The 24,999-nt window shown below is 69.9% G+C and carries 28 protein-coding genes; 11 read left to right on the top strand and 17 right to left on the bottom strand.

Annotation, left to right across the window (positions count from 1 at the left end; translation table 11 throughout):
- Positions 1-231 precede the first annotated feature (231 nt).
- Positions 232-558, top strand: a complete 327-nt coding sequence (locus tag GEV07_11200) for an antibiotic biosynthesis monooxygenase (GenBank protein ID MQA03257.1) — start codon at positions 232-234, stop codon at positions 556-558.
- A gap of 15 nt (positions 559-573) precedes the next feature.
- Here GEV07_11200 and GEV07_11205 read toward each other — a convergent pair whose 3' ends face one another.
- Positions 574-1,434, bottom strand: a complete 861-nt coding sequence (locus GEV07_11205; GenBank protein MQA03258.1) for an SDR family oxidoreductase — start codon at positions 1,432-1,434, stop codon at positions 574-576.
- 73 nt (positions 1,435-1,507) lie between these two features.
- Between GEV07_11205 and GEV07_11210 the strand changes: the two genes are divergently transcribed.
- The gene (locus GEV07_11210; GenBank protein ID MQA03259.1) at positions 1,508-2,437 is read left to right on the top strand and encodes an aldo/keto reductase; all 930 of its coding nucleotides are present in this window, start codon (positions 1,508-1,510) and stop codon (positions 2,435-2,437) included.
- Here the strand turns inward: GEV07_11210 and GEV07_11215 are convergent.
- From GEV07_11215 to GEV07_11235, 5 genes are read right to left on the bottom strand one after another with little or no spacing between them, the layout of a single operon-like run.
- Positions 2,428-3,399, bottom strand: a complete 972-nt coding sequence (locus GEV07_11215) for an LLM class flavin-dependent oxidoreductase (protein ID MQA03260.1) — start codon at positions 3,397-3,399, stop codon at positions 2,428-2,430. The two genes, GEV07_11210 and GEV07_11215, sit on opposite strands and share 10 nt — an antisense overlap.
- On the bottom strand, positions 3,309-4,052 hold the full coding sequence (locus GEV07_11220; GenBank protein MQA03261.1) for an SDR family oxidoreductase: 744 nt from the start codon (positions 4,050-4,052) through the stop codon (positions 3,309-3,311). The genes GEV07_11215 and GEV07_11220 overlap by 91 nt, the downstream gene beginning before the upstream one ends.
- Positions 4,052-4,897: an AMP-binding protein gene (locus GEV07_11225; GenBank protein ID MQA03262.1), complete on the bottom strand. Its 846-nt coding sequence runs from the start codon at positions 4,895-4,897 to the stop codon at positions 4,052-4,054. Before GEV07_11225 ends, GEV07_11220 begins: the two co-directional genes overlap by 1 nt.
- On the bottom strand, positions 4,827-5,270 hold the full coding sequence (locus tag GEV07_11230; protein ID MQA03263.1) for an AMP-binding protein: 444 nt from the start codon (positions 5,268-5,270) through the stop codon (positions 4,827-4,829). Before GEV07_11230 ends, GEV07_11225 begins: the two co-directional genes overlap by 71 nt.
- Before the next feature lie 13 nt (positions 5,271-5,283).
- A complete protein-coding gene (locus GEV07_11235; GenBank protein MQA03264.1) occupies positions 5,284-6,366 on the bottom strand; it encodes an LLM class flavin-dependent oxidoreductase in 1,083 nt (360 codons plus the stop codon).
- A 241-nt stretch (positions 6,367-6,607) separates the two neighbouring features.
- Between GEV07_11235 and GEV07_11240 the strand changes: the two genes are divergently transcribed.
- From GEV07_11240 to GEV07_11250, 3 genes are all read left to right on the top strand, one after another.
- Positions 6,608-7,555: a pyruvate dehydrogenase (acetyl-transferring) E1 component subunit alpha gene (locus GEV07_11240; GenBank protein ID MQA03265.1), complete on the top strand. Its 948-nt coding sequence runs from the start codon at positions 6,608-6,610 to the stop codon at positions 7,553-7,555.
- Positions 7,552-8,568, top strand: a complete 1,017-nt coding sequence (locus GEV07_11245) for an alpha-ketoacid dehydrogenase subunit beta (protein MQA03266.1) — start codon at positions 7,552-7,554, stop codon at positions 8,566-8,568. The genes GEV07_11240 and GEV07_11245 overlap by 4 nt, the downstream gene beginning before the upstream one ends.
- A 145-nt stretch (positions 8,569-8,713) precedes the next feature.
- On the top strand, positions 8,714-8,842 hold the full coding sequence (locus GEV07_11250; GenBank protein MQA03267.1) for a hypothetical protein: 129 nt from the start codon (positions 8,714-8,716) through the stop codon (positions 8,840-8,842).
- Positions 8,843-8,855: 13 nt separating this feature from the next.
- On the opposite strand, the gene GEV07_11255 is transcribed toward GEV07_11250, so the two are convergent.
- The 3 genes from GEV07_11255 to GEV07_11265 are packed head-to-tail and all read right to left on the bottom strand — an operon-like array spanning position 8,856 to position 10,536.
- Positions 8,856-9,431 carry an SDR family NAD(P)-dependent oxidoreductase gene (locus tag GEV07_11255; protein MQA03268.1) on the bottom strand — a complete coding sequence of 192 codons (576 nt, stop codon included), beginning with the start codon at positions 9,429-9,431 and terminating at the stop codon, positions 8,856-8,858.
- Positions 9,335-9,934, bottom strand: coding sequence for an SDR family NAD(P)-dependent oxidoreductase (locus GEV07_11260; GenBank protein MQA03269.1), 600 nt, complete (start codon positions 9,932-9,934; stop codon positions 9,335-9,337). The genes GEV07_11255 and GEV07_11260 overlap by 97 nt, the downstream gene beginning before the upstream one ends.
- On the bottom strand, positions 9,778-10,536 hold the full coding sequence (locus GEV07_11265) for an enoyl-CoA hydratase/isomerase family protein (protein MQA03270.1): 759 nt from the start codon (positions 10,534-10,536) through the stop codon (positions 9,778-9,780). The genes GEV07_11260 and GEV07_11265 overlap by 157 nt, the downstream gene beginning before the upstream one ends.
- Positions 10,537-10,858: 322 nt before the next feature.
- Between GEV07_11265 and GEV07_11270 the strand changes: the two genes are divergently transcribed.
- The 6 genes from GEV07_11270 to GEV07_11295 all read left to right on the top strand — a co-directional run bounded on the left by GEV07_11270 (position 10,859) and on the right by GEV07_11295 (position 16,758).
- Complete coding sequence (locus tag GEV07_11270; GenBank protein ID MQA03271.1) at positions 10,859-11,617, top strand: ATP-binding cassette domain-containing protein; 759 nt, start codon at positions 10,859-10,861, stop codon at positions 11,615-11,617.
- Positions 11,614-12,339, top strand: a complete 726-nt coding sequence (locus GEV07_11275; GenBank protein MQA03272.1) for an ATP-binding cassette domain-containing protein — start codon at positions 11,614-11,616, stop codon at positions 12,337-12,339. Before GEV07_11270 ends, GEV07_11275 begins: the two co-directional genes overlap by 4 nt.
- Before the next feature lie 41 nt (positions 12,340-12,380).
- A complete protein-coding gene (locus GEV07_11280) occupies positions 12,381-13,406 on the top strand; it encodes a branched-chain amino acid ABC transporter permease (GenBank protein MQA03273.1) in 1,026 nt (341 codons plus the stop codon).
- On the top strand, positions 13,406-14,545 hold the full coding sequence (locus GEV07_11285; protein MQA03274.1) for a hypothetical protein: 1,140 nt from the start codon (positions 13,406-13,408) through the stop codon (positions 14,543-14,545). Before GEV07_11280 ends, GEV07_11285 begins: the two co-directional genes overlap by 1 nt.
- On the top strand, positions 14,535-16,004 hold the full coding sequence (locus tag GEV07_11290; GenBank protein ID MQA03275.1) for an ABC transporter substrate-binding protein: 1,470 nt from the start codon (positions 14,535-14,537) through the stop codon (positions 16,002-16,004). Before GEV07_11285 ends, GEV07_11290 begins: the two co-directional genes overlap by 11 nt.
- 91 nt (positions 16,005-16,095) lie before the next feature.
- Positions 16,096-16,758 carry a GntR family transcriptional regulator gene (locus GEV07_11295; protein ID MQA03276.1) on the top strand — a complete coding sequence of 221 codons (663 nt, stop codon included), beginning with the start codon at positions 16,096-16,098 and terminating at the stop codon, positions 16,756-16,758.
- Position 16,759: 1 nt separating this feature from the next.
- On the opposite strand, the gene GEV07_11300 is transcribed toward GEV07_11295, so the two are convergent.
- The 8 genes from GEV07_11300 to GEV07_11335 form a co-directional block, all read right to left on the bottom strand.
- Positions 16,760-17,110: an SDR family oxidoreductase gene (locus GEV07_11300; protein MQA03277.1), complete on the bottom strand. Its 351-nt coding sequence runs from the start codon at positions 17,108-17,110 to the stop codon at positions 16,760-16,762.
- Positions 17,107-17,940 carry an SDR family NAD(P)-dependent oxidoreductase gene (locus GEV07_11305; protein MQA03278.1) on the bottom strand — a complete coding sequence of 278 codons (834 nt, stop codon included), beginning with the start codon at positions 17,938-17,940 and terminating at the stop codon, positions 17,107-17,109. The genes GEV07_11300 and GEV07_11305 overlap by 4 nt, the downstream gene beginning before the upstream one ends.
- A gap of 16 nt (positions 17,941-17,956) precedes the next feature.
- On the bottom strand, positions 17,957-18,523 hold the full coding sequence (locus tag GEV07_11310) for a TetR family transcriptional regulator (GenBank protein MQA03279.1): 567 nt from the start codon (positions 18,521-18,523) through the stop codon (positions 17,957-17,959).
- Positions 18,524-18,716: 193 nt separating this feature from the next.
- Positions 18,717-19,601, bottom strand: a complete 885-nt coding sequence (locus GEV07_11315; GenBank protein ID MQA03280.1) for a hypothetical protein — start codon at positions 19,599-19,601, stop codon at positions 18,717-18,719.
- A complete protein-coding gene (locus GEV07_11320) occupies positions 19,598-20,701 on the bottom strand; it encodes an LLM class flavin-dependent oxidoreductase (GenBank protein MQA03281.1) in 1,104 nt (367 codons plus the stop codon). Before GEV07_11320 ends, GEV07_11315 begins: the two co-directional genes overlap by 4 nt.
- Positions 20,702-20,725: 24 nt before the next feature.
- Positions 20,726-21,211 (bottom strand): flavin reductase, encoded by a 486-nt coding sequence (locus GEV07_11325; GenBank protein MQA03282.1) that lies wholly within the window; start codon positions 21,209-21,211, stop codon positions 20,726-20,728.
- A gap of 858 nt (positions 21,212-22,069) precedes the next feature.
- Positions 22,070-22,831 carry an enoyl-CoA hydratase gene (locus GEV07_11330; protein ID MQA03283.1) on the bottom strand — a complete coding sequence of 254 codons (762 nt, stop codon included), beginning with the start codon at positions 22,829-22,831 and terminating at the stop codon, positions 22,070-22,072.
- Complete coding sequence (locus GEV07_11335; protein MQA03284.1) at positions 22,828-24,987, bottom strand: acyl-CoA dehydrogenase; 2,160 nt, start codon at positions 24,985-24,987, stop codon at positions 22,828-22,830. Before GEV07_11335 ends, GEV07_11330 begins: the two co-directional genes overlap by 4 nt.
- Positions 24,988-24,999 lie beyond the last annotated feature (12 nt).

Here is a 24,999-nt window from a genome sequence, read left to right on the forward strand (position 1 = left end):
CACCCAACTCCGCAGCCAGCCACTCCTCCGTCACCGCAGCACCAGGCGCGATCCGCACCCGCACGATCGCCTCCCGCAACGAGCCATACGCCAGATCACGCAACGACCGCCGCTCCCCCTGCAATGACAGCCCGGCCAACGTTCCCTCCGACGAGTCGATCGACCGGTCAAGCATAGGTCGAAGGCGGGTAGCATGCCTGCGGCGCGTCACCCGAGAGCCGAGGAGCACCGATGATCTTCATCACCGCGAAGTTCCGCGTGAAGCCGGAGTACGCGGACCAGTGGCCGGACATCGCCGCCGAGTTCACCGCGGCAACCCGCGCCGAGCCTGGCTGCCTCTGGTTCGACTGGTCGCGCAGCGTCGAGGACCCGAACGAGTACGTTCTCGTCGAGGCGTTCCGCGACGAGGAGGCCGGCGGTGCGCACGTGAACTCCGAGCACTTCAAGACGGCACAGCGGACACTGCCACCACACCTCGCGCAGACGCCGCGGATCGTGAACATGAACCTGGACCAGGATGACTGGTCCGAACTCGGCGAGATGGCCGTCGAGAGCTGACGACCACCGGACGGGTCACCGCACCGGCCGCTGCCGTTCCACGCCGAACGACTGCAGAGCCAGCAGGCCGGCGAACGCCGCCGCGATCGACGCGTGGGTCCAGGTGTCCGCCGTCACGCCGTCGAAGTCGGGCAGTGACGGTTGCGGCAGCAGCGCGAGCCGACTGCCGCCGAACCGCACGAACTGGCCGGTGACATCGGCGGCCGCGTCGCTGAGTAGGTACGTCACCAGCGGTGCGATGCGCTCTGGCGCCCGCTCGTCCAGCCCGTCGAGCAGTGCCCGCCCGGCGCCGGACGGCACGACCCGCCGGCCGAAGGCGCCCTGCGTCATCCGGGTGAGCGCCACCGGCGCGATCGCGTTGACCCGCACGCCGCGATCGGCGAGGTCGAGCGCCGCGGCGTACGTCAGCGACGCGAGCGCGCCCTTCGTCGCCGCGTAGGTCATGATCCTGCGCGAGCCCAGCGCCCCCGCCGACGACGCGATCACGATCGAGCCACGGCCCGCGGCCGCCAGCACCCGCGCGGCCTTGGCGACACAGTAGATCCCACCGAGCACGTTGACGCCGACGTCCGCGCGCACCTGCTCGACGTCCTCGTCCCACGGCGCCGCCTCGTGGTAGCGGCCGGCGTTGACCACCAGGCCGTCGAGCCGGCCGTACGCCGACGCCGCGAGCGCGACCAGCGACCGCACGGCCGCCGGGTCGGCGACCGAGTGGTCCGACGCCACCGCCGCACCGCCGGCACGGTCGATCTCCGCCACCACGCCGGCCGCCTCGGCGCCGTCGACGTCGTTCACCACCACGGCGGCACCCGCGCGTGCGGCGTCGAGCGCGTAGGCGCGCCCCAGCCCGCGGCCCGCCCATGTGACCACGACCACGCGGCCGGCAGCTCCGGCACGCCCATCCCGCCTTCGTCAACACGAACGTCGACAATGCTCTAGGCTAACCGGTGTGATGCACATCGACCAGCTGGTCTTCGGCTGCGGCCCGCTCGGCAGCTACGCCGCCGACGGCGGCCACGACACCGGCCGCGATGCGCTCCGCACGGCGCTCACCCGCGGTATCACCAGGTTCGACGCCGCACCGAGCTACGGCGAGGGCCGCGCGGAGACGCTGCTGGGCTCGGCGCTCACCGCGGTCGCGCCCGACGCCGTGGCGGTGACCACCAAGGTCGGCTGGCTGGCGATGGCCAACGTCAACCCGTACGCCCGGCCGCACGGCGCGGACGGGGCCCGCGGCGGCGGCCGGTTCGACTTCACCGCGGCCGGCGTACGCGCCACCCTCACCGCGAGTCTCGGCCGGTTGCGCCGCGATTCCGTCGACGTGGTGTTCCTGCACGACCCGGAGTGTGCGCCCGATCTCGTGTCCAGCGAGGCGCTGCCTGAGCTGCGCCGCCAGCGCGACGCTGGCCGGCTGGACGCACTCGGTGTCGCCACGACCGACCCGGATGCGGCGCTGCGACTGGTCGAGCGCGGCGAGGTCGTGCACGTGATGATCGCGGCAGCGTGGACCCTCACCCGCAGGCACGGCCGCGAGCTGCTCGACCGCTGCGCCGAACGCGACGTCGCCGTGCTCGCCGCCGGGCCGTTCGCCTCCGGCCTGCTCGCCACCGCGAGACCCGACCCGGCCGCGCCCTGGGCGTACCGACAGGCACCGCAGGACGTGGTGGCGCTGGCCGGCCGGCTGGCCGACAGCTGCGAGCGCCACGGGGTGTCGCTGCCGCAGGCGGCACTGCAGTTCCCGCTGCGCCACCCGGCGGTCACCGGCGTGGTGGTGGGCATGCGGACGGCGGCCGAGGTCGACGCCGATCTCGACCTGCTCGCACCCGTCCCCGAACAGCTGTGGGCGGAGCTGGACGCGCACGTCGGCGGTCAGCTGTAGTCCGCGACGATCTGCTCGAAGACGCCTTCGGCCACCTGGCCGTCCGGCCAGACGTCCGCCGGCGGGTAGTAGAAGACGAAGTCGTCGATGCCGAGCTGCCGGTAGCGCTCGACCGTGCGACGGACGGCGTCGGCGGACAGCCAGACGGCTTCCTCCGTCGTCGCGGCACTGCCGAGCAGCAGTGCGCAGCGCAGCGTCGCCGGGTCGCGCCCGACCGCCGTGCACGCCGCGCGCAGCTGCCGCACCCGCGTGCGCGTGACCGCGAGGTGGTCGTCGGCGGTCATGCCGAACCCGCCGTAGCTCACCCAGCGGTCGCCGTACTCCGCCGCCACCCGCAGCGCCTTCTGCCCGTGCGCCGCGACGGTGAGCGGCACCCTTCGCGACGACGGCTGCATCGCAGGCACGGGTACGCCGTCGCGCTCGACCGGGTCGCCGGCGAGCAGCGCCGCCACGGTCTCCACGCACGTACGGAACCGTGCCGACCGCACGGCAGCCGGCCACGGCTGCTCGCCGGCCGCGGCATGGTCGGTCGCCGCGTAGCCGGCGCCGACGCCGAGCTCCAGCCGGTCACCGGCGATGTGCGCGACGGAGAGCGCCTGCCTGGCTAGCACCGCAGGCGGACGCAGCACGGGGTTCGCGACCAGGGTGCCGAGCCGGACGTGTTCGGTCGTCGCCGCCCACCCGGCCAGCGCACTCCACGCGTCCAGCCACGGCGCGCTCGGCCGCGCCGGGTGTGACAGGTGGTCGTCCACCCAGACCGTACGCACGCCGAGCTGCTCGAGATACCTGACCCGCGCGAGCAACGTCGTCCAGTCGTGATCCGGGATGACCAGGGCATGCAATGCGACCTGGCCCGCCGCGCCGGACGCGGTCACAGCCCGGCCACCTGCGCGGTGAGGCCACCGTCGACGGCGAGCACCGTTCCTGTGACGAACGACGCCGAGTCGGTGAGTAGCCAGCACACCGCTGCCGCGATCTCTTCGGTACGCGCACGACGGCCGACCGGATGCGCATCGGCGAAGCGGGCCTGGTCGATGTCGCGGACGAAGCCGGTGTCGACGAGCCCGGGTGCGACCGCGTTGACCCTGACGTCGTCCGCAGCGTGGTCGAGCGCCGCGGACTTGGTGAGCCCGACCACGGCGTGCTTGCTCGCCGCATAGGCCGCGGAACCGGCGACGCCGCCGGCGACCGCCGCCGACACCGCGTTGACGATCGAGCCACCACCGGTCTCGCGCATCGACTGCACCTCGGCCTGCAGGCAACCGAGCACACCGCCGAGGTTCACCTGCATGACCCGCCAGAACGTCGCCGCCGGGTAGTCGGCCGTCGGCGCGATGACACCAGGCACGGCCGCGTTGTTGTACGCGTAGTCCAGCCGCCCGAACTCCCGCTGGGCCACCGCGACGCACCTGGCCGCCTCGTCGGTACGCGACACGTCGCCGGTGGCCGCCAGCGCCGTGCCGCCTGCGGCCTCGACTGCGGCGACCGTCGCCGCGGCCGCCTGCGGGTCCCTGTCGTTCACCACGACCGCGGCGCCCCCGTCCGCCAGGCGCAAGGCGACGGCCGCACCGATCCCCCGCCCGGCGCCGGAGACGAAACCGACCCGGTCGGGCATCACTGCTTCCGCAGCGCGCGCTTGAGCACCTTGCCGCTTGCGTTGCGCGGGAAGTCGGTGTCGACCTGGAAGATCGCAGGCACCTTGTACCCGGCCAGTCGCTGCCGCGCGTACGCCCGCACGTCGTCCTCGTCGAACGCCGCGCCCTCGGCGACGACGACGTGGGCGCGCACGACCTCGCCCCAGCGCTCGTCCGGCACGCCGACCACGGCCACCTCGTGGATCGCCGGGTGCGACGAGAGCACGTCCTCGATCTCGATCGGGTAGATATTCTCGCCGCCGCGGATGATCATGTCGTTCTTGCGGCCGCTGAGATACAGGAACCCGTCCGCATCACGGTACGCCAGGTCGCCGCCGCGGAACCAGCCGTCCACGAGCACCTTCGCCGTCTCCTCCGGCTGGTCCAGGTAGCCGCTCATGCAGGCGTCGGAACGCGTCACGATCTCGCCGACCGTGCCGTCGGGCACGTCGTTGAGGTCGTCGTCGCACAGCCGCAACGCGACACCCATGCCCGCCTTGCCGATCGAGCCGAGCAGGTGTTCCTCGCCGGCGAGCGCGCGCCTGTGGTCCTCGGGTGTCAGCACGGTCTGCAGGCCGGCCTCGGTGCCGGCACCGAACATGTTCATGAAGTCGCAGTCGAAGACGTCCAGTGCGCGGCGCAGCAACGCCGGTGACATCGGCGCGGCACCGTAGCCGATCGACTCGAGCGTGCGCACCTGCTTGTCCTGCAGCGCCGGTGTCGATCTCGATGTCCGGGTGTTCGTCGAGGAGCTGCTAGTAGCTCTTGTCGCCCGTGTCCGAGTCGTAGCTGACGTGCAGCTTGATGCCTGGCACGTCCACCGCACGCACCATGCCGGTGTAGCGGTCGGAGAAGAACAACGCCTTCGGCTCGGCCGCGGCCAGCATGGTCTGCAGCTCGGGCTGGGCGAGCCGGAAGTTCAGCGCCACGCAGACGGCACCGAGCTTCATCGTGGCGAGCAACGTCTCGACGTACGCCACCGAGTCGGTGGCGAAGAGCGCCACCCGGTCGCCACGGCCGACGCCGACCTGCTGCATGGCGTTGGCTACGGAGTTCACCCGGCTGTTGACTCGCGCGAACGTGTAGCTCTCGCGCTCGGTCACGAAGCAGATGCGGTCAGGTCGGGCTGCCGCGTTGATCCGGATCCAGTCCGCTATCCGCGTGTTCTGGTGTCCTGACATGCGCATTGGCTCCTCCATTGGGCGACCACTGCTAGAGCTTGGGCAGGACTTCCGTACCGATCAGCTCGATCGAGCGCATGACGTTCTCATGCGGGATGTTGTAGGACTGCACGAGAAGTAGCAAGAGGTCGACGCCGACCGCTTCGTACCGGTGACACATAGCGAGGAAATGGTCGGGGTCACCACAGAGCACCGTCTCGTTGTTGATCAGGTAGTCGAAGGTGAGCTCGTCGAGATCCATGCCGCCGAGCAACTTCTTGGCGTACTCGTAGCTGCCGAGGTTGGTACCTTCCTGCCACGCACCGAGGCCGGCGATCTGCTGCAACGACGTCTGGATGTACCACGGGAACGCCTCGCGCGCCTCGTCGCGCGCCTGCGGCGTCGTCTCCGCGCAGTGTGCCTGTACGAACGTGGCGATGCGCTCGTTGCGGAACTTGCCGACCGTGCTTCCCTGGCTCAGGCCGTCGCGGTACCTGCCGATCCGCTTGACCAGCCCCTCGGGCGGGATCGCTACGGAGAACGACAGCAGGCCGATACCCTTGGCGCCGATCAGCTCGTGCGAGTCGGAGCTCGAGCTCGCGGCCCACAGCGGCGGATGCGGCTGTTGCATCGGCTTCGGCACGACCCCGCGCGGGGGCAGCTTGAAGTACTCGCCGTCCCAGTTGAACTCCTCCTCCGTCCAGCAACCGACGACGACGTCGAGCGCTTCCTCCCACATCGGCCGGGTGTCCGTCGGCTTGATGCCGAAGCCCTCGATCTCCGTACGGGTGCCCGACCGTCCGGTACCGAACTCCAGCCGCCCCTTCGACAGCACGTCGACCGTCGCGGCGGCCTCGGCCGCGCGCACCGGGTGGTTGTAGGGGAACGGCAGCAGCCGCACGCCGTGGCCGATCCTGATGTTCTCCGTTCGCGCCGCGATGGCCCCGTAGAACACTCCGGGCGCGGACGAGAACGAGTACTCGTCCAGGAAGTGGTGCTCGACCGTCCACACGCTGTCGAAGCCCAGTTGGTCGGCCAGCTCGATCTGCTGCAGGGTGTTCTCGAAGGCGTTGTACGCACTGTCGACCGTCCATGGCCGCGGGACCGGAAGTTCGTACATCAAGGCGAGCTTCATGCGGTGCTACCTCCGTCGATACCCGTCCGTGCCTGCAGTGGATTTATCATCGTCAGCGTTGACGTAGACAGTAACCGCGCCAAGCTCGTCGTCAACGGCTATGCTGACGCAACGCGACAGCGACGGATGGGACGGCATGACCACACCCGAGACCCACCACGAGCCCGAGGCGGAGACCGTGCTGCCTCCGGAGTTCAGCGACGCGGACGGCCGCGACCTCGCCCTCGAGATGCTGCGCAGGATGTACGCCGTACGGCTGTTCGAGGAGGCGACCATCGCGCTCTTCCACGCCGGCGACCTGCCCGCCATGGTGCACCTGTCGATCGGCCAGGAGGCCGCCGCCGTCGGCGCCTGCATGGCCACCACCAGCGACGACTACATGACCGGCAACCACCGCTCGCACGGCCACCCGATCGCGAAGGGCGCACGCCTGGACCGGCTGATGGCCGAGCTGCTCGGCAAGGCGACCGGCGTGTGCGGCGGCAAGGGCGGCAGCATGCACCTGGCCGACTTCTCCGTCGGCAGCCTCGGCGAGTCTGGCATCGTCGGCTCGGCCATCCCCGTGGCCACCGGCGCCGGCTTCGCCGCGCAGGTGCGCGGGTCCGACCAGGTCGCGCTCTGCTTCTTCGGCGACGGTGCCGCCAACGAGGGCGTGTTCCACGAGTCGGCCAACCTCGCCGGCACCTGGAAGCTGCCTGTCGTCTACTTCTGCGAGAACAACGGGCTCGCCGTGAGCGCCAAGATCTCCGACACCGCCGCCGTGCCCGACATCGCGATCCGGGCCGCGGGCTACGCCATGCCGGGCGTCGTCGTGGACGGGCAGGATGTGCTGGGCTGCTACCGCGCCACCTCGGCCGCGGCGGCTCGGGCAAGGAGAGGCGACGGGCCGTCGTTGATCGAGGCGAAGACCTACCGCTTCCACGAGCACGCCTACGGGCTCGCAGTGCCCGTCCCGTATCGCGACCAGACGGTGGTGGACAGCTGGTTCGACACCGTCGACCCGATCACCTCGTTCGCAGGGCGGCTGCTCGCCTGGCGGCTGGCCGACGAGGCGGACATCAACGCCGTACGCGCTGGGGTGGAGCAGGTCGTCGAGCAGGCCGTGCAGTTCGCCAAGGACTCGCCCTACCCGGAACCCGAGGCGGCCTACACCGACCTCTACGCCGCACCGGAGGAGGTCGACGCATGACGGCCACCAAGCCACGCCAGTCCGCCACGCGCGCCGCACAGCTCGGCTTCCTGCAGGCGATCAACCAGGCGCAGACCGAGGAGATGGAGCGCGACGAGCGCGTCGTGCTGATGGGCCAGGACCTGCGCGCCAACGTCTTCGGAGCCGCCGACGGCGTGCTGGCGAAGTTCGGTGCTGCGCGGGTTCGCGACCTGCCGCTGTCCGAGGCCGGCTCGATCGGCCTGGCCGCAGGCGCGGCGATGGCCGGCCTGCGTCCGGTCGTCGACCTCACCGTGGCGAGCTTCGTGTTCGTCGCCATGGACCAGTTCGTCTCGCAGCTGGCGAAGGTCCGCTACATGTTCGGCGGCCAGGCGCGGGTGCCTGTCGTCGTACGGGCCGCGCTGTACTACCAAGGCGGCACCGCAGGACACCATGCCGACCGGCCGTACCCGATGTTCATGAACGTGCCGGGGCTCAAGGTCGTGGTGCCGTCGAACGCCGCCGACCTGAAGGGTCTGCTCGAGAGCGCCATCCGCGACGACAACGCCGTGCTGTGCTTCGAGGACGCGAACCTGTGGGGACGCAAGGGACGCAGCCCCAAGCCCGCGGACGACGTCGAGCACCTGGTGCCGCTCGGCGTCGCCGCCACGCCTCGGACAGGCACCGACGTCACGGTCGGCGGCATCGGGCAGGGTGTGTACCTCGCCATACAGGCGGCCGCGGAGCTGGAGAAGGACGGCGTCAGCTGCGAGGTGATCGACCCGCGGACCCTCGTGCCGATGGACTGGCCGACGATCGAGGAGTCCGTGCGCCGTACGGGCCGCTGCGTCGCCGTCGATCCCGCCAACCGCACCTGCAGCGCCGCCAGCGAGATCAGCGCCCACGTCGTCGAGACGTGTTTCGACGCGCTGCGCGGACCCGTCGTACGAGTGACGACCGACGACGTGCACGTGCCGTTCAGCCCAGCGCTGGAGAAGCAGATCTACCCGAGCAAGGACAAGGTGACCGCGGCCGTCCGCCGCACCCTCGCCTGACCACTTCCCCACCTCGCGAAGGGACCACTACATGCGTGTCGAAGTACGCCTGCAGCAGCTGTCCATGGGCATGAGCGACGCCGAGATCCTCGACTGGTACGTCGAGGACGGCGAGCAGGTGACCGAGTGAGCCGACCTCGTCGAGATCGAGGCAGAGAAGGCCAGGACGGTCATCGCGGCGCCCGCTGCCGGTGTGGTGCGCGAACTGCAGGGTGACACCGGAGACGTGGTCGAGGTGCGTGACCTGCTCTGCGTGATCGAGGCACCCGAGTAGCGCGGCGTACGGGTCAGCGCGGCAGCATCGGATGGGCGGCGAGATCGGGGAAACAACGCCGGATGAGGTCGATCTCCGCCATCGCACTGTCGGGGACGACCACCGGCCGTTCCTGCGCGCAGACGGCGGCGAGGTTGGCGGCTGCCTCGTCGTCGTCGAGGTCCGGCGAGAAGTAGCCTTCGGTGGCACCGACGAGCAGCCGCGACATCCGCCCGCCGCCGGCAGAGACCACTTCGCCGCTCACCGGGCAGCTCGGGTGCGCGAGTGCGAGCACGACTGCGGCGACGCGCTCCGGCGGTATCTCCTCGTCCAGCCGGCCGTAGACCTCGCCGGCCATCTGCGAGCTCGCCACCGGTGCGATCGCGTTGACACTGATGCCGTGCGCGGCGCCCTCCTGGGCGAGCACCCGGGTCAGGCCGACGATGCCCATCTTGCCCGCGGCGTACACCGCCGACCGCCGTTGCCCGAACATGCCGACGGCGGACGTGGTGTTCACCACCCTGCCGCCGCCGCGCGCGGCGAGGTGCCGCCACGCCGGCAGGAGTACGTGGATCGCGCCCAGCAGGTGCACGCCGAGCGACGCGAGCACGTCGTCGTACTGGACGTCGGTGAAGTAGTTGGTAGCGCGATCCCGGCGTTGTTGACCACGATGTCGAGGTCACCGAACGACTCGATCGCACACGCGACGGCGGCCGCACCACCTTCGACGGTAGCGACGCTGGCACCGTTGGCCACCGCGACGCCGCCGGCCTCCTCGATCTCCGTGACCACACGCTGCGCGGGCGACTCGCCGGTCGCGCGCCCGTCGGCGCCCACCGCGATGTCGTTCACCAACACCTTCGCGCCGCGCCTGGCGAACTCGTGCGCGTAGGCGCGGCCGAGACCGTTACCGGCGCCGGTGACCAACGCGACGGATCCGGTGAAGTCCATCCTGTTCAGCGTCCCTTCCGTACGGCGTCGAACTCGGGACCGGTCAACGCCTGTTCTTCCAGCGCCAGCCCGTACCGCAACGCCATCGTCGCGGCGTCGCGCAGGTGCGCGTTGAGCACCGCCTTGGTCGACTGCATCGCGAATGACGGCATCGCCGCCCATCGCTCGGCCAGTGCGAGCGCGGCGTCGAGCGCCCGGCCGTCGTCGACGACCTCGTGCACGAGCCCGATGTGCGCGGCCTGCTCGGCCGTCAGCACGGCCGCGTCCAGCAACAGGCACTTGGCGCGGTTGACGCCGACGAGCAACGGCCAGAGCGCCGCGCTCCCGTTACCTGCCGTGACGCCGCCGGCCACGTGGCGATCACCGATCGACGCCGACCGGGCCATGAACGAGGCATCGGCGAGGCTGGCGAGGATCGCCCCCAGGCCGAGCGCGGGGCCGTTCACCGCAGCGATCAACGGTTGCCGGAGGTCGAGCAGCGACCCGACGATGCGTTCGGCCTCCTCGATCGGCGTCAGCCCGGTCAAGGTGGTGAAGGTGCGATCCGGGCTCGAATCCCCGCCGGAGCAGAAGGTATCGCCCGCCCCGGTGAGCACGATCACGCGGATCTCGTTGTCCCGCCTGGCGTCCGCGAACACCGTGCTGAGCTCAGAGTGCATGGTGTCGTCCACGCTGTTGCCGTGTTCCTGGCGGTTCAGCGTCAGCACCGCAACGGCGTCGCGCCGGTCGACGCGGATGCTGCGGTACCGGTCCTGAGTCAACATGGCGTCCTCACTTCGCTACCGCGCGTAGATCTGATGGTATACAACGCTCATAGTTCTGTCTACGCATCTGTTGACAGCGCGATCGTCACCCGACATGCTCTTGTCAGCACGTACACCCGGCAGCCGGGTAACAAATGTCAGTGATGCGGGGGCTAGTCCGTTACAGGAGCGGTGCCTGAGCGAGACCGGACAGACCGACCCCGTACCCCGACCGAGAGCTGCTACACAGCGAGCTCTCCTAGTAATTGTGTGCAATCCTTGACGACGAGGAGTGCCAGTGACTGGTCCGCCGAACGGTATCCAGGACGGGAGTGCGCCGGCCCTGCTGGACGTCGACCAGCTCACCGTCCGGTTCGGCGGAGTGACCGCACTCGACAGCGTCTCGTTCCAGGTGCGTGAGCAACAGATCTGCGCACTGATCGGTCCGAACGGTGCTGGCAAGACGACGGCGTTCAACGCGATCAGCAGGCTGGTGCGGCCAAGGTCGGGCACCATCACGTTCGCCGGGCAGCAACTGTTACGCCACCGTGCCGCCGACCTCGCCCGGCTCGGCATCGCGCGCACGTTCCAGAACCGCGCGCTCTGGCCCGGCATGACCGTGCTGGAGAACGTGATGGTCGGGTGGTACGCCAACGGCAGCGTCGGCTTCGGCAGGGCGCCGCTAGGGCTGCCCGCACACCGTGAGGACCGCGAGGCACGTGCCCGCGCGTTCGCGGCGCTCGACTACTTCGGCATCACCGATGTCGCGTACCGGCCATGTTCCGGCCTGCCGTTCGGCACCCTCAAGCGCATCGAGCTGGCCCGTGCAGTGGTGTCGCGGCCGAAGCTAATACTGCTCGACGAACCGGCGAGTGGCCTCACCCACGGCGACGTGCGGGCGTTGGGCACGACACTGCAGCAGCTACGTCATGAGCTCGGCCTGACCTTGCTCCTCGTCGAGCACCACATGCAGCTAGTCATGGACATCTCCGACTACGTCGTCGCGTTGGACTTCGGCCGCAACCTGGTCTCCGGTCTCCCCGGCGAAGTGCGCGCGGACGCGCGTCTCGCCGAGGCCTACCTCGGGCGGGCGGCGGTATGACGACGATCAACGAGAACGCACTGCTGCAGCTGACCGAGCTGCGCGCCTCCTACGACGACGTCGAGTGTCTGCACGGCATCGACCTGACGTTGCGGGCCGGCGAGGTAGTGGTCGTGCTCGGCGCGAACGGAGCCGGCAAGACCACACTGCTGCGCTCCATCTGCCGGACCGTAGCGACGACGGGTTCGATCGAGCTGGCCGGCACCTCCATCGTCGACCAACGCGCCGACCGGTTGGTGCAGCGAGGGATCGCCATGGTGCCGCAGGGCCGCGGCACGTTCGTCGGGCTCACCGTCGAGGACAACCTGCGCGCGGGCGCGCTCACCCGCAACCCGCGTGGCATCGAGGCCGAGATCGCCTCGTGGTACGAGACGTTCCCGCCGCTGCGGGAGCGCAGGCACATGGTCGCGGGAAGCCTCAGCGGCGGCGAGCAACAGATGCTCGCGATCGCCCGCGCCATGATGAGCAAACCACAGCTGCTGCTGCTCGACGAGCCGTCACTCGGTCTCGCGCCGCTGATCACCCAGTGCCTCTTCGAGGTCCTGGCCGAGGCGAACAAGACGCACGGCGTGGCACTGATCATCGTCGAGCAGAACGCGGCACTCGCCCTGGAGATCGCCGACCGAGTGTACGTGCTCGAAGCCGGCACCGTCGTGGCGTCCGGCACCGCACAGCAGCTGCAGGACGACGACTCCATCCGCAGGGCCTACCTCGGTTACTGAGCACACGAAGGGAACGCCCGACATGGCCGTGATGACACAACCTGCAGACGCCGACCAACGCAAACCGGTCGACGTCCTGCGGCTGGCCAGGCGCCGCTCCGCGGCACGGTCGATCGGTGTCGTGCTCGTGCTGCTCGCCGCGTTCTCGGTGTACGCGGTGCTCGAGAAAGGGTGCCGCACTCTACGTGCAGCGCCTGATCGACGGCGTCACCAACGGCATCCAGTACGGCCTCGTTGCCCTGTCGCTTGTGCTGGTCTTCAAGGCCACCAAGGTCATCAACTTCGCGCAGGGCGCGATGGCGCTCATCGGCACGTACCTCGCGTACACGTTCACGACGTCGCTCGGCATGCCACTCGCCGTCGCGATCGGCCTCGCGATGGTGGTCAGCGCGGTCGGCGCCGTCGGCGTGGAACGCGTACTGATCAGCCACTTCGACCCGAACAACCACCTCGCGATCGTGATCGTGACGCTCGCCCTCTACCTAGCCTTCAACGCGATCGTCGCGATGGTCTGGGGGTTCGACCCCAAGGGCTTCCCGACGCTGTTCCCCAAGGGCTCGGACTCCTACCTGGAGCTCGCCGGGGCGCGCCTGTACTTCACCGAGCTCGGGAACATCGGTCTCGCCGTGGCGGTCGTGGTCGCGCTCCACCTGGCCCTGACCCGCACCAGGCTCGGGCTGCGGTTCCGGTGCGTGGCGAGCAGCGTCGACTCGGCGCGCCTGGTCGGCGTGAACATCGGCCGTACGAGCCGCGGCTGCTGGGCGCTCGCAGCAGCTGTCGGCACGCTCGCCGGCTGCCTGGCTGCGCCGTCCACCTACCTCGACCCGACGTTCATGGACAAGATCCTCGTCTACTCGTTCGCCGCGGCGACGCTCGGCGGGCTCGACAGCGTGATCGGTGCGGTCGTCGGAGGCGTCGTGGTGGGCCTGACGATCACGTTGGTCACCGGGTACGTCCCGGTGCTCGGCGGGGAGTTCGGGCTCGGCTGCGCGTTCCTTGTCATCATCGTCATCCTGCAAGTCAAGCCATCGGGGTTGCTCGGTGGCCGGCACCTGGAGCGCGTCTGATGGCACTACACTTCCAACAGGGCAGCCGCCGCCTGCTCGTCGCAAAGCTGGGCCTCGCGTTCGTCGTCGCCGTCGTCCTGATCACGCTGCCGTTCATGATCGGCACGGTCTCGGGTATCGGCGCGCTCTCCCAGCTGGTGGCGTACTCGGTGGCGATCCTCGGGTTGAACCTGCTGATCGGCTACTGCGGCCAGATCTCCCTGGGGCAGAGCGCGTTCGTGGGCCTCGGCGGCTACACGGCCGTGATCCTGGTCGCCGACCACGACTGGCCGTACCTCGCCACCGTGCCCGTCGCCTTCCTGGTCTGTGCGGTCGCGGGCGCGCTGATCGGGATGCCCGCGCTCCGCATCCGTGGCCTCTACCTGGTCACCGTGACGCTGTCGATCGCTGCGCTCTTCCCGGTGCTCGTCGACCAGTTCGACGGGCTCACCGGCGGCGCGAACGGCAAGTTCGCCAACGAGCCGATGACCGCGCCGCCGTGGTTCTTCGTCAACCCGTACACTCTGACCGGCCCCGTCATCGACCGGTACTACGCGATCCTTGCGTTCGCCGCCCTCATGTTCCTCCTCGCCCGCAACATCGTGCGCAGCCGGATCGGCCGCGCGATGATTGCTGTACGCGACGCGCCGTTGAGCGCCGCATCGAGCGGTGTGCCGGTGGCGAAGGTGAAGATCTTCACCTTCGCGATGAGCGCCGCGTTCGGCGGCGTGGCGGGCGCACTGCTCGTCATCCAGCTGCCCGAGGTGACCGGCGCACGGTTCGACCTCTACCTCTCCGTCTTCCTCCTGGTCGGGCTCATCACCGGAGGGAGCAAGTCGATCGTCGGTGCCATCCCAGGAGCCATCGTGTTCGTGGCGCTCCGCACCTACATCGCCGACTGGGCATCCAACCAGACGTTCATCGAGGGTCCGCAGGGCCAGCAGCTCGTCGGCGTCATCTCCGGCGTGCTGCTGCTCGTCTGCGTCTTCCTGCTGCCCGGCGGGATCGCCGACGGCCTGAAGGGCTTGCTCAGCAAGGTCGTCGTCGTCGAACCCCGCACACCGAGCGGCTGGGAGCAGTACCGCCTGGTCACCTCACAGGACCACCCATCACGTCCTCCGGAGAGGCCGCGAGAAAGGACAAGGACAGATGTCGTTTAGTCGAAGATCAGCTGCAATGGTGCTGGCGATCGTCGTAACCGCCACCTCGCTGGCCGCATGCTCGTACTCGAAGGAGGTAAGCGACCCGGCCGACGACTCACGCTGCAAGGTCACCACCAAACCGGCGACAGGCAAGGACGACACGGCCGACGGCGCCATCCCGGCGACCAACCCGGATGCCAAGAACTGGGGCCTGGACGAGGACTGCACCTACACCGGTGCAGGTGATTTCAGCATCGACCTCAGCAAGTGCCCGGTGGGTTGGGACCTCAACTCCGGCGTCACGACGAAGATCAACCTCTTCACCAGCGTTCCGCACTCGGGTGCGCTGGCTGCGTACGGCGCCATCGGCGACGGCATGAAGAGCTACTTCAGGTACGTCAACGAGAACGGCGGGATCTACGGCCGCAAGATCGACATGAAGATCTTCGACGACCAGTACCAGCCCGATCTCACCAGGAAGAACGTCGACAAGGCGATCGAATCGAACGAGTACGCGGCGAGCTTCGGCCTGCTCGGCACCGCCAACAACCTCGCCGTGCGTTCGCACATGAACAAGCAGTGCATGGGCCAGTACCTCACTGGTGCGTCCGACAACGTGCTGTTCGACCCGGGCAAGCACCCGTGGACGTCCGGCTTCGGGCTCGACTACTATAACGAGAGCGCGATCTGGGTCGAGGCGCTGAAGCGGCAGTACCCCGAGGGTGCGAAGGTCGCGCTCGTCTCGATCGACAACGCACTCGGCAAGGCGTACGTCCAGGGCTTCAAGCGTGCGACCAAGAGCACCAAGTTCGAGGTCGTCACCGAGCAGACCAACTCACCGACCGCACCGAACCTCGACGACCAGGTGACGACGGCGGCCGGCAGCAAGGCCGACGTCGCGATCCTGATCGAGGCGGGCACGTTCTGCACCCAAGGCATCGGCGCGATCGAGAAGAGCTCGTGGGATCCGACGCTCATCGTCTCGAACTCGTGTGCACAGATCGAGACGACGTTCGCACCCCTGCAGAAGCAAGGGCTGACGGGTAACGGCACCGAGACCGTTCGGTACTACTACGCACCGGACGACGCGGACGTCGGTGACCCGAGGTTCGCCGCACTGGTCAGCAAGAAGCTCAAGGAGCACGGTCTCGACTCGCACAACGCGCAGTACGCCAACGGCTGGTTCTGGGCCTGGTACATCACCGCCATCCTGAAGGACGCCAGCGTGATGAAGGGTGGGTTGAACCGTGCGACGATCAACATCGCCTCGCACCAGTACAACACCAGGTATCCGTTGATGACCGAGGGCGTGAAGGGCATGGTCAGCGGGGTGACCGACGCCTACCCGTTCGAGTCCGGCCAGGTGTACAAGTACGCCGGCGCCACCGGCAAGAAGGCTGGCACCTTCGCACCGGTGGGCAAGCCGATCAAGAACGAAGGCGAGCTCGGCAACTACACCAAGGCACAGCGGAAGTAGCAATGGCAGCCAGCGGGGTCCGGTACGAACACGTACCGGACCCCGCTGCGCTCCGGTACCTGCGAGAGCGACGTCAGTGACCCCCGGCCAGGTGGGTTCCGAGGTGGCGTACCAGGCGTTGCGGTCGGCCATCGTGGAGGGACGTATACGACCCGGCGACCGCATCGTCGAACAGCGGGTGGCCGCGCAGCTGGACCTCTCCCGCACTCCCGTCCGGGAGGCGGTGCGGATGCTCGCCGCCGACGGTCTGGTGCTCGCGACGCGCCATCGCGGTGCGATCGTCCGCACCCTGGGCCGCAACGACGTGCTCGATCTCTACGACCTGTGGGCCCGGTTGGAGTCGTACGCCGCCGAGCTCGCGTCCACCCGTGCCACCGACGACGACCTCGCCGAGATCGACACCGGCATCCGTGACTTCGCGGCGGCCGCCCAGCGCACCGATCTCAGCCAGCTCGACCTGACCCGGTTGGTCAGCGACGCGAACCGGCGAGTCCACAACGCGATCATCGCGGCCAGCAAGCACGTCCGGCTCGCGCACATCCTGACGAGCACGGTCGACGCACCGCTGGTGTTCGAGGCGCTCCGTGCCTTCAGACACAGCGAGTTGGAACGCTCCAACAACTTCCACAAGATGATCCGCAACCGCATCGCAAGGGGTGAGCCGAAACGCGCCGCAGCGCTGATGTTCGAGCACATCATGCTGGGACGCGACCAGGTTCTGCTCAGCATGGCCGCGGCCGAGGAGCACGAATGAGCTAACGTGCGTCGAGGACGGCTCCGGTGAGCATGACGGCGGCCGGGCTGGTGAGGAAGTCCTCCATCGCCGACACGTCCGCGGCACCGACGAGCACGACGTTCACCCGGCACCTACGGTCGGCGTACTCCCGGGCGAGGCTACGGACGAGCGCGCCCACCGCCGCCCGTACAGTGCCGTCGGCACACGGTTCCTCGGTCTGCACGACGACGAGCACGCCTCCGCCGTCGGCCGTAGCGACGAGCTCGTCGCGCACCCGCACGAACAGCTCCGTCAACGCCTCCGCCGTCGCTGCGGACACCACCGCGTCCACCCCGGCGGGACACCGGCCGCGTACGACGGTCACTGTCATGCCGGCTCCTCGGCGCTCGGCGGCACAAGCGAGGCAGCAGCGTCGACCAGGCCGGCGCCGCCGTCCAGCTCCACCGCCGTGCCACTGACCGCGTCGAAGACGCCGCTGCCCATCGCAGCGACCCACTCGGCGCCCTCGTCGAGCCCGGTGTCGCGACCGAGCAGGCTCGCCCGTACGCCCGCGTCGAGCGCCTGGGTCGGCACCTCGCCCGCCACGCCTGCCGTGTGCACGGTGCCGGGCGCCAGGCAGAACAGCCGGATCCCTTCACCTGCCCACTGCCGCGCGAGCGAACGGGTCAACGCCGCCATACCTGCCCGCGCCGTCGTCGAGTGCACGAGCCCGGCGATGCCGCGGTCGGGTGCCGACAGCGACAGCGTGACGACCCGGCCGCCTGCGGCGGCTAGCGCGCGGCGGGCCGTCCTGGTCAGGTGCGCGGTCGCCGTCAGGTTCAGGTCGAGCACCGCGCCGAAGCCCCGTGCCGAGATCGCGGTTGCCGGTGCCACGAACTGGCCGCCGGCGTTGTTAACGAGCAGGTCGAGCCGGTCGAGTCCCGCGACGAATGTCGCTACAGCACTGCGATCCCTGATGTCCAGCTGTTCGACGCGCAGCCGCTCCGGTGCGTCGGTACTCGCCCGGGTCTCGGCGAGTGGCTCGACCCGGCGGCCGACGCCGACGACGTGTGCGCCCAGCGCGAGCAACCGCAGCGTGACCGCGCGCCCGATACCGGTGCCTGCGCCGGTGACCAAGGCCGTCCTGCCGGCGAGGCAGTCCGGCGCCAACACCCGTACCGATGCCGCCGACGGCCGCGCGACGGCAGGGCGCCCGGTCATCGGCGGCCGGCGCGGGTCAGCGCTTGCGGCGCTTGCTCGGCTCCAGCGCGGACAACGCCATCTCGATGAACGTGTCGCCGAAGTCGGTCAACGGTCGCGGACCGGACGGGTCGTACCAGCGGTGGATCCAGTTGAACATGCCGAGGATGCCGAGCACGGCCGTCGCCGGCTCGATGTCGTCGCGGAACTCGCCTGCGCGCATGCCGTCGTCGATCACCTGGCCGAGCATCCGGCCGTACCTGTCGGCGTTGCTGCGGATGCGCTCGGCCTCCGGCCCGGACATCACCTTGTGCACGTTCTCGCTGAGGAAGATGAACAGCTCTGGCTTCTCCACCATCGTCTGCACGTACTCGCGCAACGCCTGGGCCAGCTTGTCGCGCGCGGAGTCGGGCTGGGCCGCGATCTCCTCCAGCCGGCTGCGCATAGTGTCGATCGGCTGGTCGAGGAGCGCGACGAGGAGCTCTTCCTTCGTCCCGACGTAGTAGTACAGCGTGGCGCGGTTGATCCCCACCTCGGTAGCGACGTCCTCGAGCGTGCTCTGCGCGTACCCGAGCCGGGCGAACACGGCAGCAGCGCTCGCCATGATCTCGTTCCATCGCTCATCCGAGCGGCGGCCACTCGCCTCGCGCCGCTCCTGTCGGCGACGGGCGATGTCGCTTCGCGGTGCAGCAGCCCGGTTCTGCGCGCTCGCCTGCCCCGGAGTCGACACTGCGGGCTCCTTTTCGATCGCCGTTCCCCCTCCTGGCGATCATGTCACGTCACCCGCCCTGATGGCATCAACGGGGCGACACTGTGCCGCGGTGGATCGGCGCCGGTTCCAGCCCAAGGTCGAATGCCACCAACTGTCCGGTGAGCCCGTACGTGACGTACAGGCTGCCGTCGTCACCGATGCAGCAGTTCGTCGGCTGCGTACCCTCGCCGGTCTCTAGGGTGTCGGACAGCTCGCCGTCCGGGGCGTAGACGAAGACGGCGTGCCCCACACTGCCGCACACGTAAGCATTGCCGGCAGCGTCGAAGCAGAACCCGTCCGGCATGCCTGCGGGCAGCTTCGCGAACACCGCCTGTTCCCTGATCTCGCCGCCGGCCAGATCGAAGCTGAGCACCTTGCGGGTTAGTGACTGGGTGATGAACAGGCGACCGTCAGGTGCGATCTCGATGCCGTTGGGCATGGCCGGCACCTCGACGGCCTGCCGCTGCGCACCATCCGCGCCGATCGCCACGATGTGGCCGGCGTTGATGTTGCGCAGCTCCTCCCAGTTGGCGCTGTCGGTGACGTACAGCGTTCCGTCCGGGCCGAAGCACAGGTCGTTCGGCCGATGCGGCGCAGGACCGGGCAGCGTGCCACCCACGCCGGTGACCGTGCCGTCGACGTCGACGCGCTGCACGCAGCCGTCGAACTGCCTGGGCGCGTACCAGTAGCCCATGCCCCCCGCCGACAGCCCGCCGTTGTTGGCGACGTAGCACTCCCCCGCGGCGCCGGCCACGCTCGCGTTGGGCGCGCCGCCGCAGTCGCCGACCACGGTCACCGTGCCGTCGGCGACCACCCGCGTCACCGACTCGCCCTTCATCTCGGCGACGAGCACCGCGCCGTCACCGAGGTAGGCAGGGCCTTCGGGGAAGCGCAGCTCACTGGTGATGACCCGGGGCGCCGGCGTGCTCATGCGCTGACCACCCCGTCGAGCTCCGCGAAGTCGACGTCAGGCAACGGCTTCAGCCGAGGCATGACCTCGCTCGCGAACAGCTTCATGTTGGACTCGGCGAACTCGTAGCTCATCCCGGAGAACGAGCAGACCGCGTTGAACCCGTTGTTGCCGACCTGCGAACGGATCTCCATGATCCGCTCGTAGCACTCGTCAGGCGTGCCGTAGATCTGCAGCTCGATGAAGTTCGAGACCACCTTGTCGGAGCCGTTCTTGCCGATGTACGACGCGAGCCGATTGTAGTACTCGTAGCCCTGCGTGCTCTGGAAGTGCCGGCCGCCGAGCTCGTAGTGCGACATCACCGACTCGTAGTACGCGCCGATGTACTCCTGCGCCAGGTCCTTGGCCTTCTTGCCGTCCTTGTCGCAGACGACCCAACCGGTGACTATCGGCGCCGGCGGCTCCTCGTTCTTCAGCTCGCGGTACTGCGAACGGTACGAGCGCATGTCCTCCGCGACGTCCTGCCAGTCCTTCTGCGGGTTGATCAGGATGCCGGCGCCGACGTCCGCCATGATCTTCACCGACTCCGGCGACACAGCGGCCGCGTAGAGCCGGTTGCGGAACGACTTCACCGGCCGTGGGCAGAGGTCACGCCGCGGGATCTGGTAGAACTCACCGTCGGCTTCGAGCACGCCGGTCTCGAGCGCACGCATCACGATCTCCGCCGACTCGACGAACCGGGCGCGCGACTCGTCCATCGGGATGCGCAGCCCGTCGAACTCGATCCGGCCGAGGCCCCGCCCCATGCCGAAGATGAACCTGCCGTTGCTCATCAGGTCGAGGACGGTGACCTGTTCGGCGACGCGTACCGGGTCGTGCCACGGCAGGATGACGGCGCCGGAACCGAGTTGGATGTTCGTCGTGCGCCCGGCCATGTACGACAGGAACTGCACCGGGTCCGGGCACATGGTGTACGACGTGAAGTGGTGCTCGGTCGCCCAGATCATCTCGAACCCGAGCGGCTCGGCGAGATCGCACAGACGCAGCTCGTCCGCGTAGACCCGCTGGTCGTCGGCGGTGTCGCCGTCGCCTTGGAAGATCGTGGTGTAGCCGACGCGCATGGTGGTTCTCCTCGAGGTCGTGAGTCAGCGGGAGCCGAGACGTTGGTAGGTGCCGTGGCAGAAGATGAGCGGCCGCCCCTGCGACTGGACCCACATGTCGTGGACGTGGCCGAGGACGAGCTTGTGGTCGCCGGCGTCCGTGATGTCGGCGGTGGTGCAGTCGAACCAGGCGAGCGACTCGTCGAGCACGGGCTGGCCGAGCCCGGACGGACGCCAGGGGACACCGGCGAACTTGTCACCACCCGACGACGCGAACCGGCGCGACGTCTCGATGTGGTCCTCGCCGAGCACGCTGACCGCGAACCGGCCGAGCGGTTCGACCCTCGGCCAACTGGTGGACGTCTTGGCAACGAGGAAACCGGCCAACGGCGGGTCGAGCGACACCGACATGAACGTCCCGATGGCGAGCCCGGCGGGACCGCTGTCGGTCGCCCCGGCAACGACCGCGACCTCCGTCGGCACGTGCCCGAGGACGTGCCGGAACCGCTCCTGCGTGATCGTGGTCATCATCGCCCCCGCCACGGTGTATCCGGGGCCAGGTCCACAGCGGTCACCATCCATGTCATCACTAACGTTGACGACTACGCTAGAGCACCGCCGCCTCTGCGTCAACGTTAACGTAGACGAATGCCAACGGTAAGGGCAGGCCCGCTGGTTACGGGTGTGCGGGCCGCTGGGTCGTAGCTGTGCGGGCAGCTGGGTCGCAGGTGTGCGGCGCGGCTGGCACCAGGGAGTGCGGACAACTGCCGGCCACCTGGTGGTGCGGCGCGGCTGCCGGCCACCTGGCGGTGCGGGGGCAGCTGCCGGCCACCGGCTGTGCGGCGCAGCTGACTACAGGCCGACCGGCTGGCTGTGGGCCGTGCAGGCGGTTGCCGGAGCTGGCTGGTGATAGCCGTGCCGGGCCCGCTGATGGTGGCCGGCCAGCGCAGCGGGCCGGCGCGCGGTGGGCAGCCTGCTCGGCCGGCGCAGCCCGACCGACCAGCGGCAGGCAGTTGGTTGTGGGTTGGTTCGGGCAGCTGACTACAGGCGGGCCGGCTGGTGGTGGCCCAGGCAGCCCGGCCGGCCGGCGCGGGCTGGTTGGGCTCGTTGCAGGCGGCCCGGCCGGCGGTGGCCGGCAGGCGGTTGGCAGGCCAGCTGGTGGTGCCGGCCAGCCCAAACCAGGCGTGGCCTAGCTGGGCTGGTTGCAGGCGGCTCGGCGGGCTGGTCGGCCGCGCGGCGGGCAGACGCGCAAGGCGACCACCCGGGGCACGGTTCGCGGCGGCCAGGTGGCCCGCCTCCCGTGGATCGGACGGCTGGCGACATTTCGCCAGCGGGTGGCGTGACGGGGCGGTGTCGGGTCAACCGGCCCGGCGCCCGCGGGGGCCGGGGTCAGGAGCGGCGGAAGCGGTCCACGGTGGCCTGGATCTCCGGCTTGGTGGAGGCGGATGCCTGCGCCCAGGACTCGAGCTCCAGGGCGGCGTCGAAGCCGCCGTTGCGGGCGGTGCGTACGGAGGTCTTGATGTCGCGGGCGAGTTCCGGGTCGAGCTTTGCCCACTGGCCGGCCAGCTCCTGGGCGCGCGCGAGCGGGTCGTCGGCGAGCTTGAGCGCCAGGCCGGCGCGTACCGCTGCCTCGCCCTCTACGGCGCCGCCGCCGAGCAGGATCGCCATCGCCTGCTGGGTGCCCAGCGTGTCGACGAGGAACCACGTACAGCCGCCGCCTGGGTGCAGGCCGATCTTCGAGAACGTGGCGGCGAACGACGCCCTCGGTCCTGCGATCCGGACGTCGCAGCTCATCGCCAGGTTGAGGCCGGCGCCGATCGCCGGGCCCTGTACGGCGGCGACGGTGGGGATCGGCAGGTCGCGGATGCGCAGGAAGCTGTCGTACACGCGATGCAGGTGCGTACGGGTCTGCGCCACCGTACGGCTGCTGTCGCCGAACAGGGCGGGCAGGTCCGCGCCCGCGCAGAACGCCTTGCCCGCGCCGGTGACGAGCAGTACGCGGGCGTCCACGTCAGCGGCCACCGTCTCGACGGCGGCGCCGAGCTCCGCACACAGCTCCATGTCCAGGCAGTTGCGGCGGTCAGGGTCGTCGAGGGTCAACGTCCACACGCCCGCGTCGGCGCTCAGCGCGACCCTGTTCTGCCCAGTCATGTCCGTTCTCCGATCACCCAGTCCCACAGCGGATCCTGCCCGAGGTCGCACACCCGCCGGCCGATTCGGCGCGCCCAGTAGCGCTCGCCGCCGACCTCGTCCCGCCACGACCACAGCCGGCGGGTCACCAGGTGCAGCGGGTGCTCGCGGGTGATCCCGATCGCGCCGTGCAGCTGGTGCGCCGACCTGGTCACCGTCGTGGCTGCCCGCGCCGCGACAACGGCCGCGACGGCTATGCGGTCGCCGTCGTCGGCTGCCACCGCGGACTCGAGCGCCACCTCGGCCAGCGTGACCTGTTCGAACATCCCGGCGAGGTGTGCGCCGACGTCCTGGAACTTGGCCAGCGGCCGGCCGAACTGCTCGCGTACGGCGACGTGCTCGGCCGTGTGTGCCAGGGCGGTCTGCAACGCGCCTACCGTCTGGGCGGTACGCAACAGCGCGCCGACGGCGAGCGGCTCCTCGTCCGCGCCCAACGTCGCGATCCGCGTCGCCACGGCCTGCTCGAAGTGCACGGTGTCGCGCGGTTCGCCGGCCAGGTTCGCCGCCGGTGTACGGGTCACGCCACCGGCGTCGCCGGCCACCTCGAGCAGCACGCGGCTGTCGTCGGTGTCGGTCGCCACGGCGAGCAACGTCGCCGCCGCGCATCCCCACGGCACGCGCTGCACGGTCCCCGTGACGGTGTCGCCGTCGACGCGCAACGTCTCAGTTCCCTGGCGCGGCAGCACCACGGTCGAGGGCAGTCCGGAGACCTCGTGCCCGTACCGCGCGGCGAGCAACCTGGCCCAGGCGGACTCGGCCAGCGGCATGCTCACCACGTGCCGGCCGCACGCCTGCACCAGCGGCACCAGGTCGGCGAGCTCACCGCCGGACCCGCCCAGCTCCTCCGCGCAACCGACACCGGGCCACCCGAGCTCGACGGCCGTGGCCCAGACCCCGCCGGGAGCGAGCTCGGTGTCCGGTTCCCCGCCACGCTCGCTCAGTACGTCGTCGGCGACCTCGGCGAGCTCGGGGGTGCCGATCGGCCGGGTCAGCGCACGCCCGCCGTTGCGCACCTCGCGCGCGACGATGGTGCGGAGGATGGCGGTCACGCCGCCGCGGATGGTGAACCCGGGTGCGGCGAGCACACCCTCGGCGAGCAGCTGCGCGGCACCGCCGCCGAACGGGTCAGGTTCGACGTCGAGCACCGTCCGCGCGAGCTCGTTGACGTCCTGCTCGAACAGCGTGCCGACGTCCTTCAGCACGGCGGCAGGCAGCACCGGCGCCGCACCGCGGTCGATCTCGTCGGCGACCCGCAGCCCGAGCCTGCGCAGTGTCGCGACGAGCGCGAAGGCGTCGCCCACGCGTTCGACGTCGGCGTCGCTGTCCGCCGCTGCGACGACCTCGAGCAGCAGCGGGTACGTGCTGAGCACGCGCTCCATCCCGCCGCGCTCGAACGCCAGCTGTTCGGTGACCTGGGTCCAGCCGTTGCCCGGCCGGCCGAGCACCTCGCTATCGGGCACGAAGACGTCGTCGAAGGTGACCTCGTTGAAGTGGTGGTCGCCACGCAGGTCGTAGATCGGCCGCACCTCGACGCCCGCGGCGGTCATGTCCACGATGAACTCGGTGAGCCCCTCGTGCTTGTCGCCCGAGGCGTCCGAACGGGCGAGCACGTACGCGTGCGTGGCGCGGTGCGCGTGGCTGGTCCAGATCTTGCGGCCGGTGATCCGCCAGCCACCGTCGACCTGCGTCGCCTTCGTCCGCACCGACGCGAGGTCGGACCCGGACTCCGTCTCGCTCATGCCGAGGCAGAACGTCACGTGGCCGGCGGCGATCCGCGGCAGGTAACGGCGCTGCAGCTCGGGCGTGCCGTAGCGCAGGATGGCCGGGCCGATCTGCCTGTCGCCCATCCAGTGCCCGGCGACAGGCGCGCCGGTACGCAGCAGCTCCTCGGTGAGCACCAGCCGGGCGACGGCCGACCGCTCGCTGCCGCCGAGGTGGCGTGGCCAGGTCAGGCCGATCCAGCCGCGTTCTGCGAGTGCACGGCTGAACTCCGGGTCGTACCCGCGCAGCCACGCGTCGCACTGCGGCTCGATACGTCCCGCGCGCCGCCACTGCTCGACCAGCTCGCGCACCTCCGCGCGCAGCTTCGAGACGTCGCTGGCCTCGGCCACGGTCATCGCCACCACTCC

The sequence above is a fragment of the Streptosporangiales bacterium genome (assembly GCA_009379825.1).
GTDB lineage: Bacteria > Actinomycetota > Actinomycetes > Streptosporangiales > WHST01 > WHST01.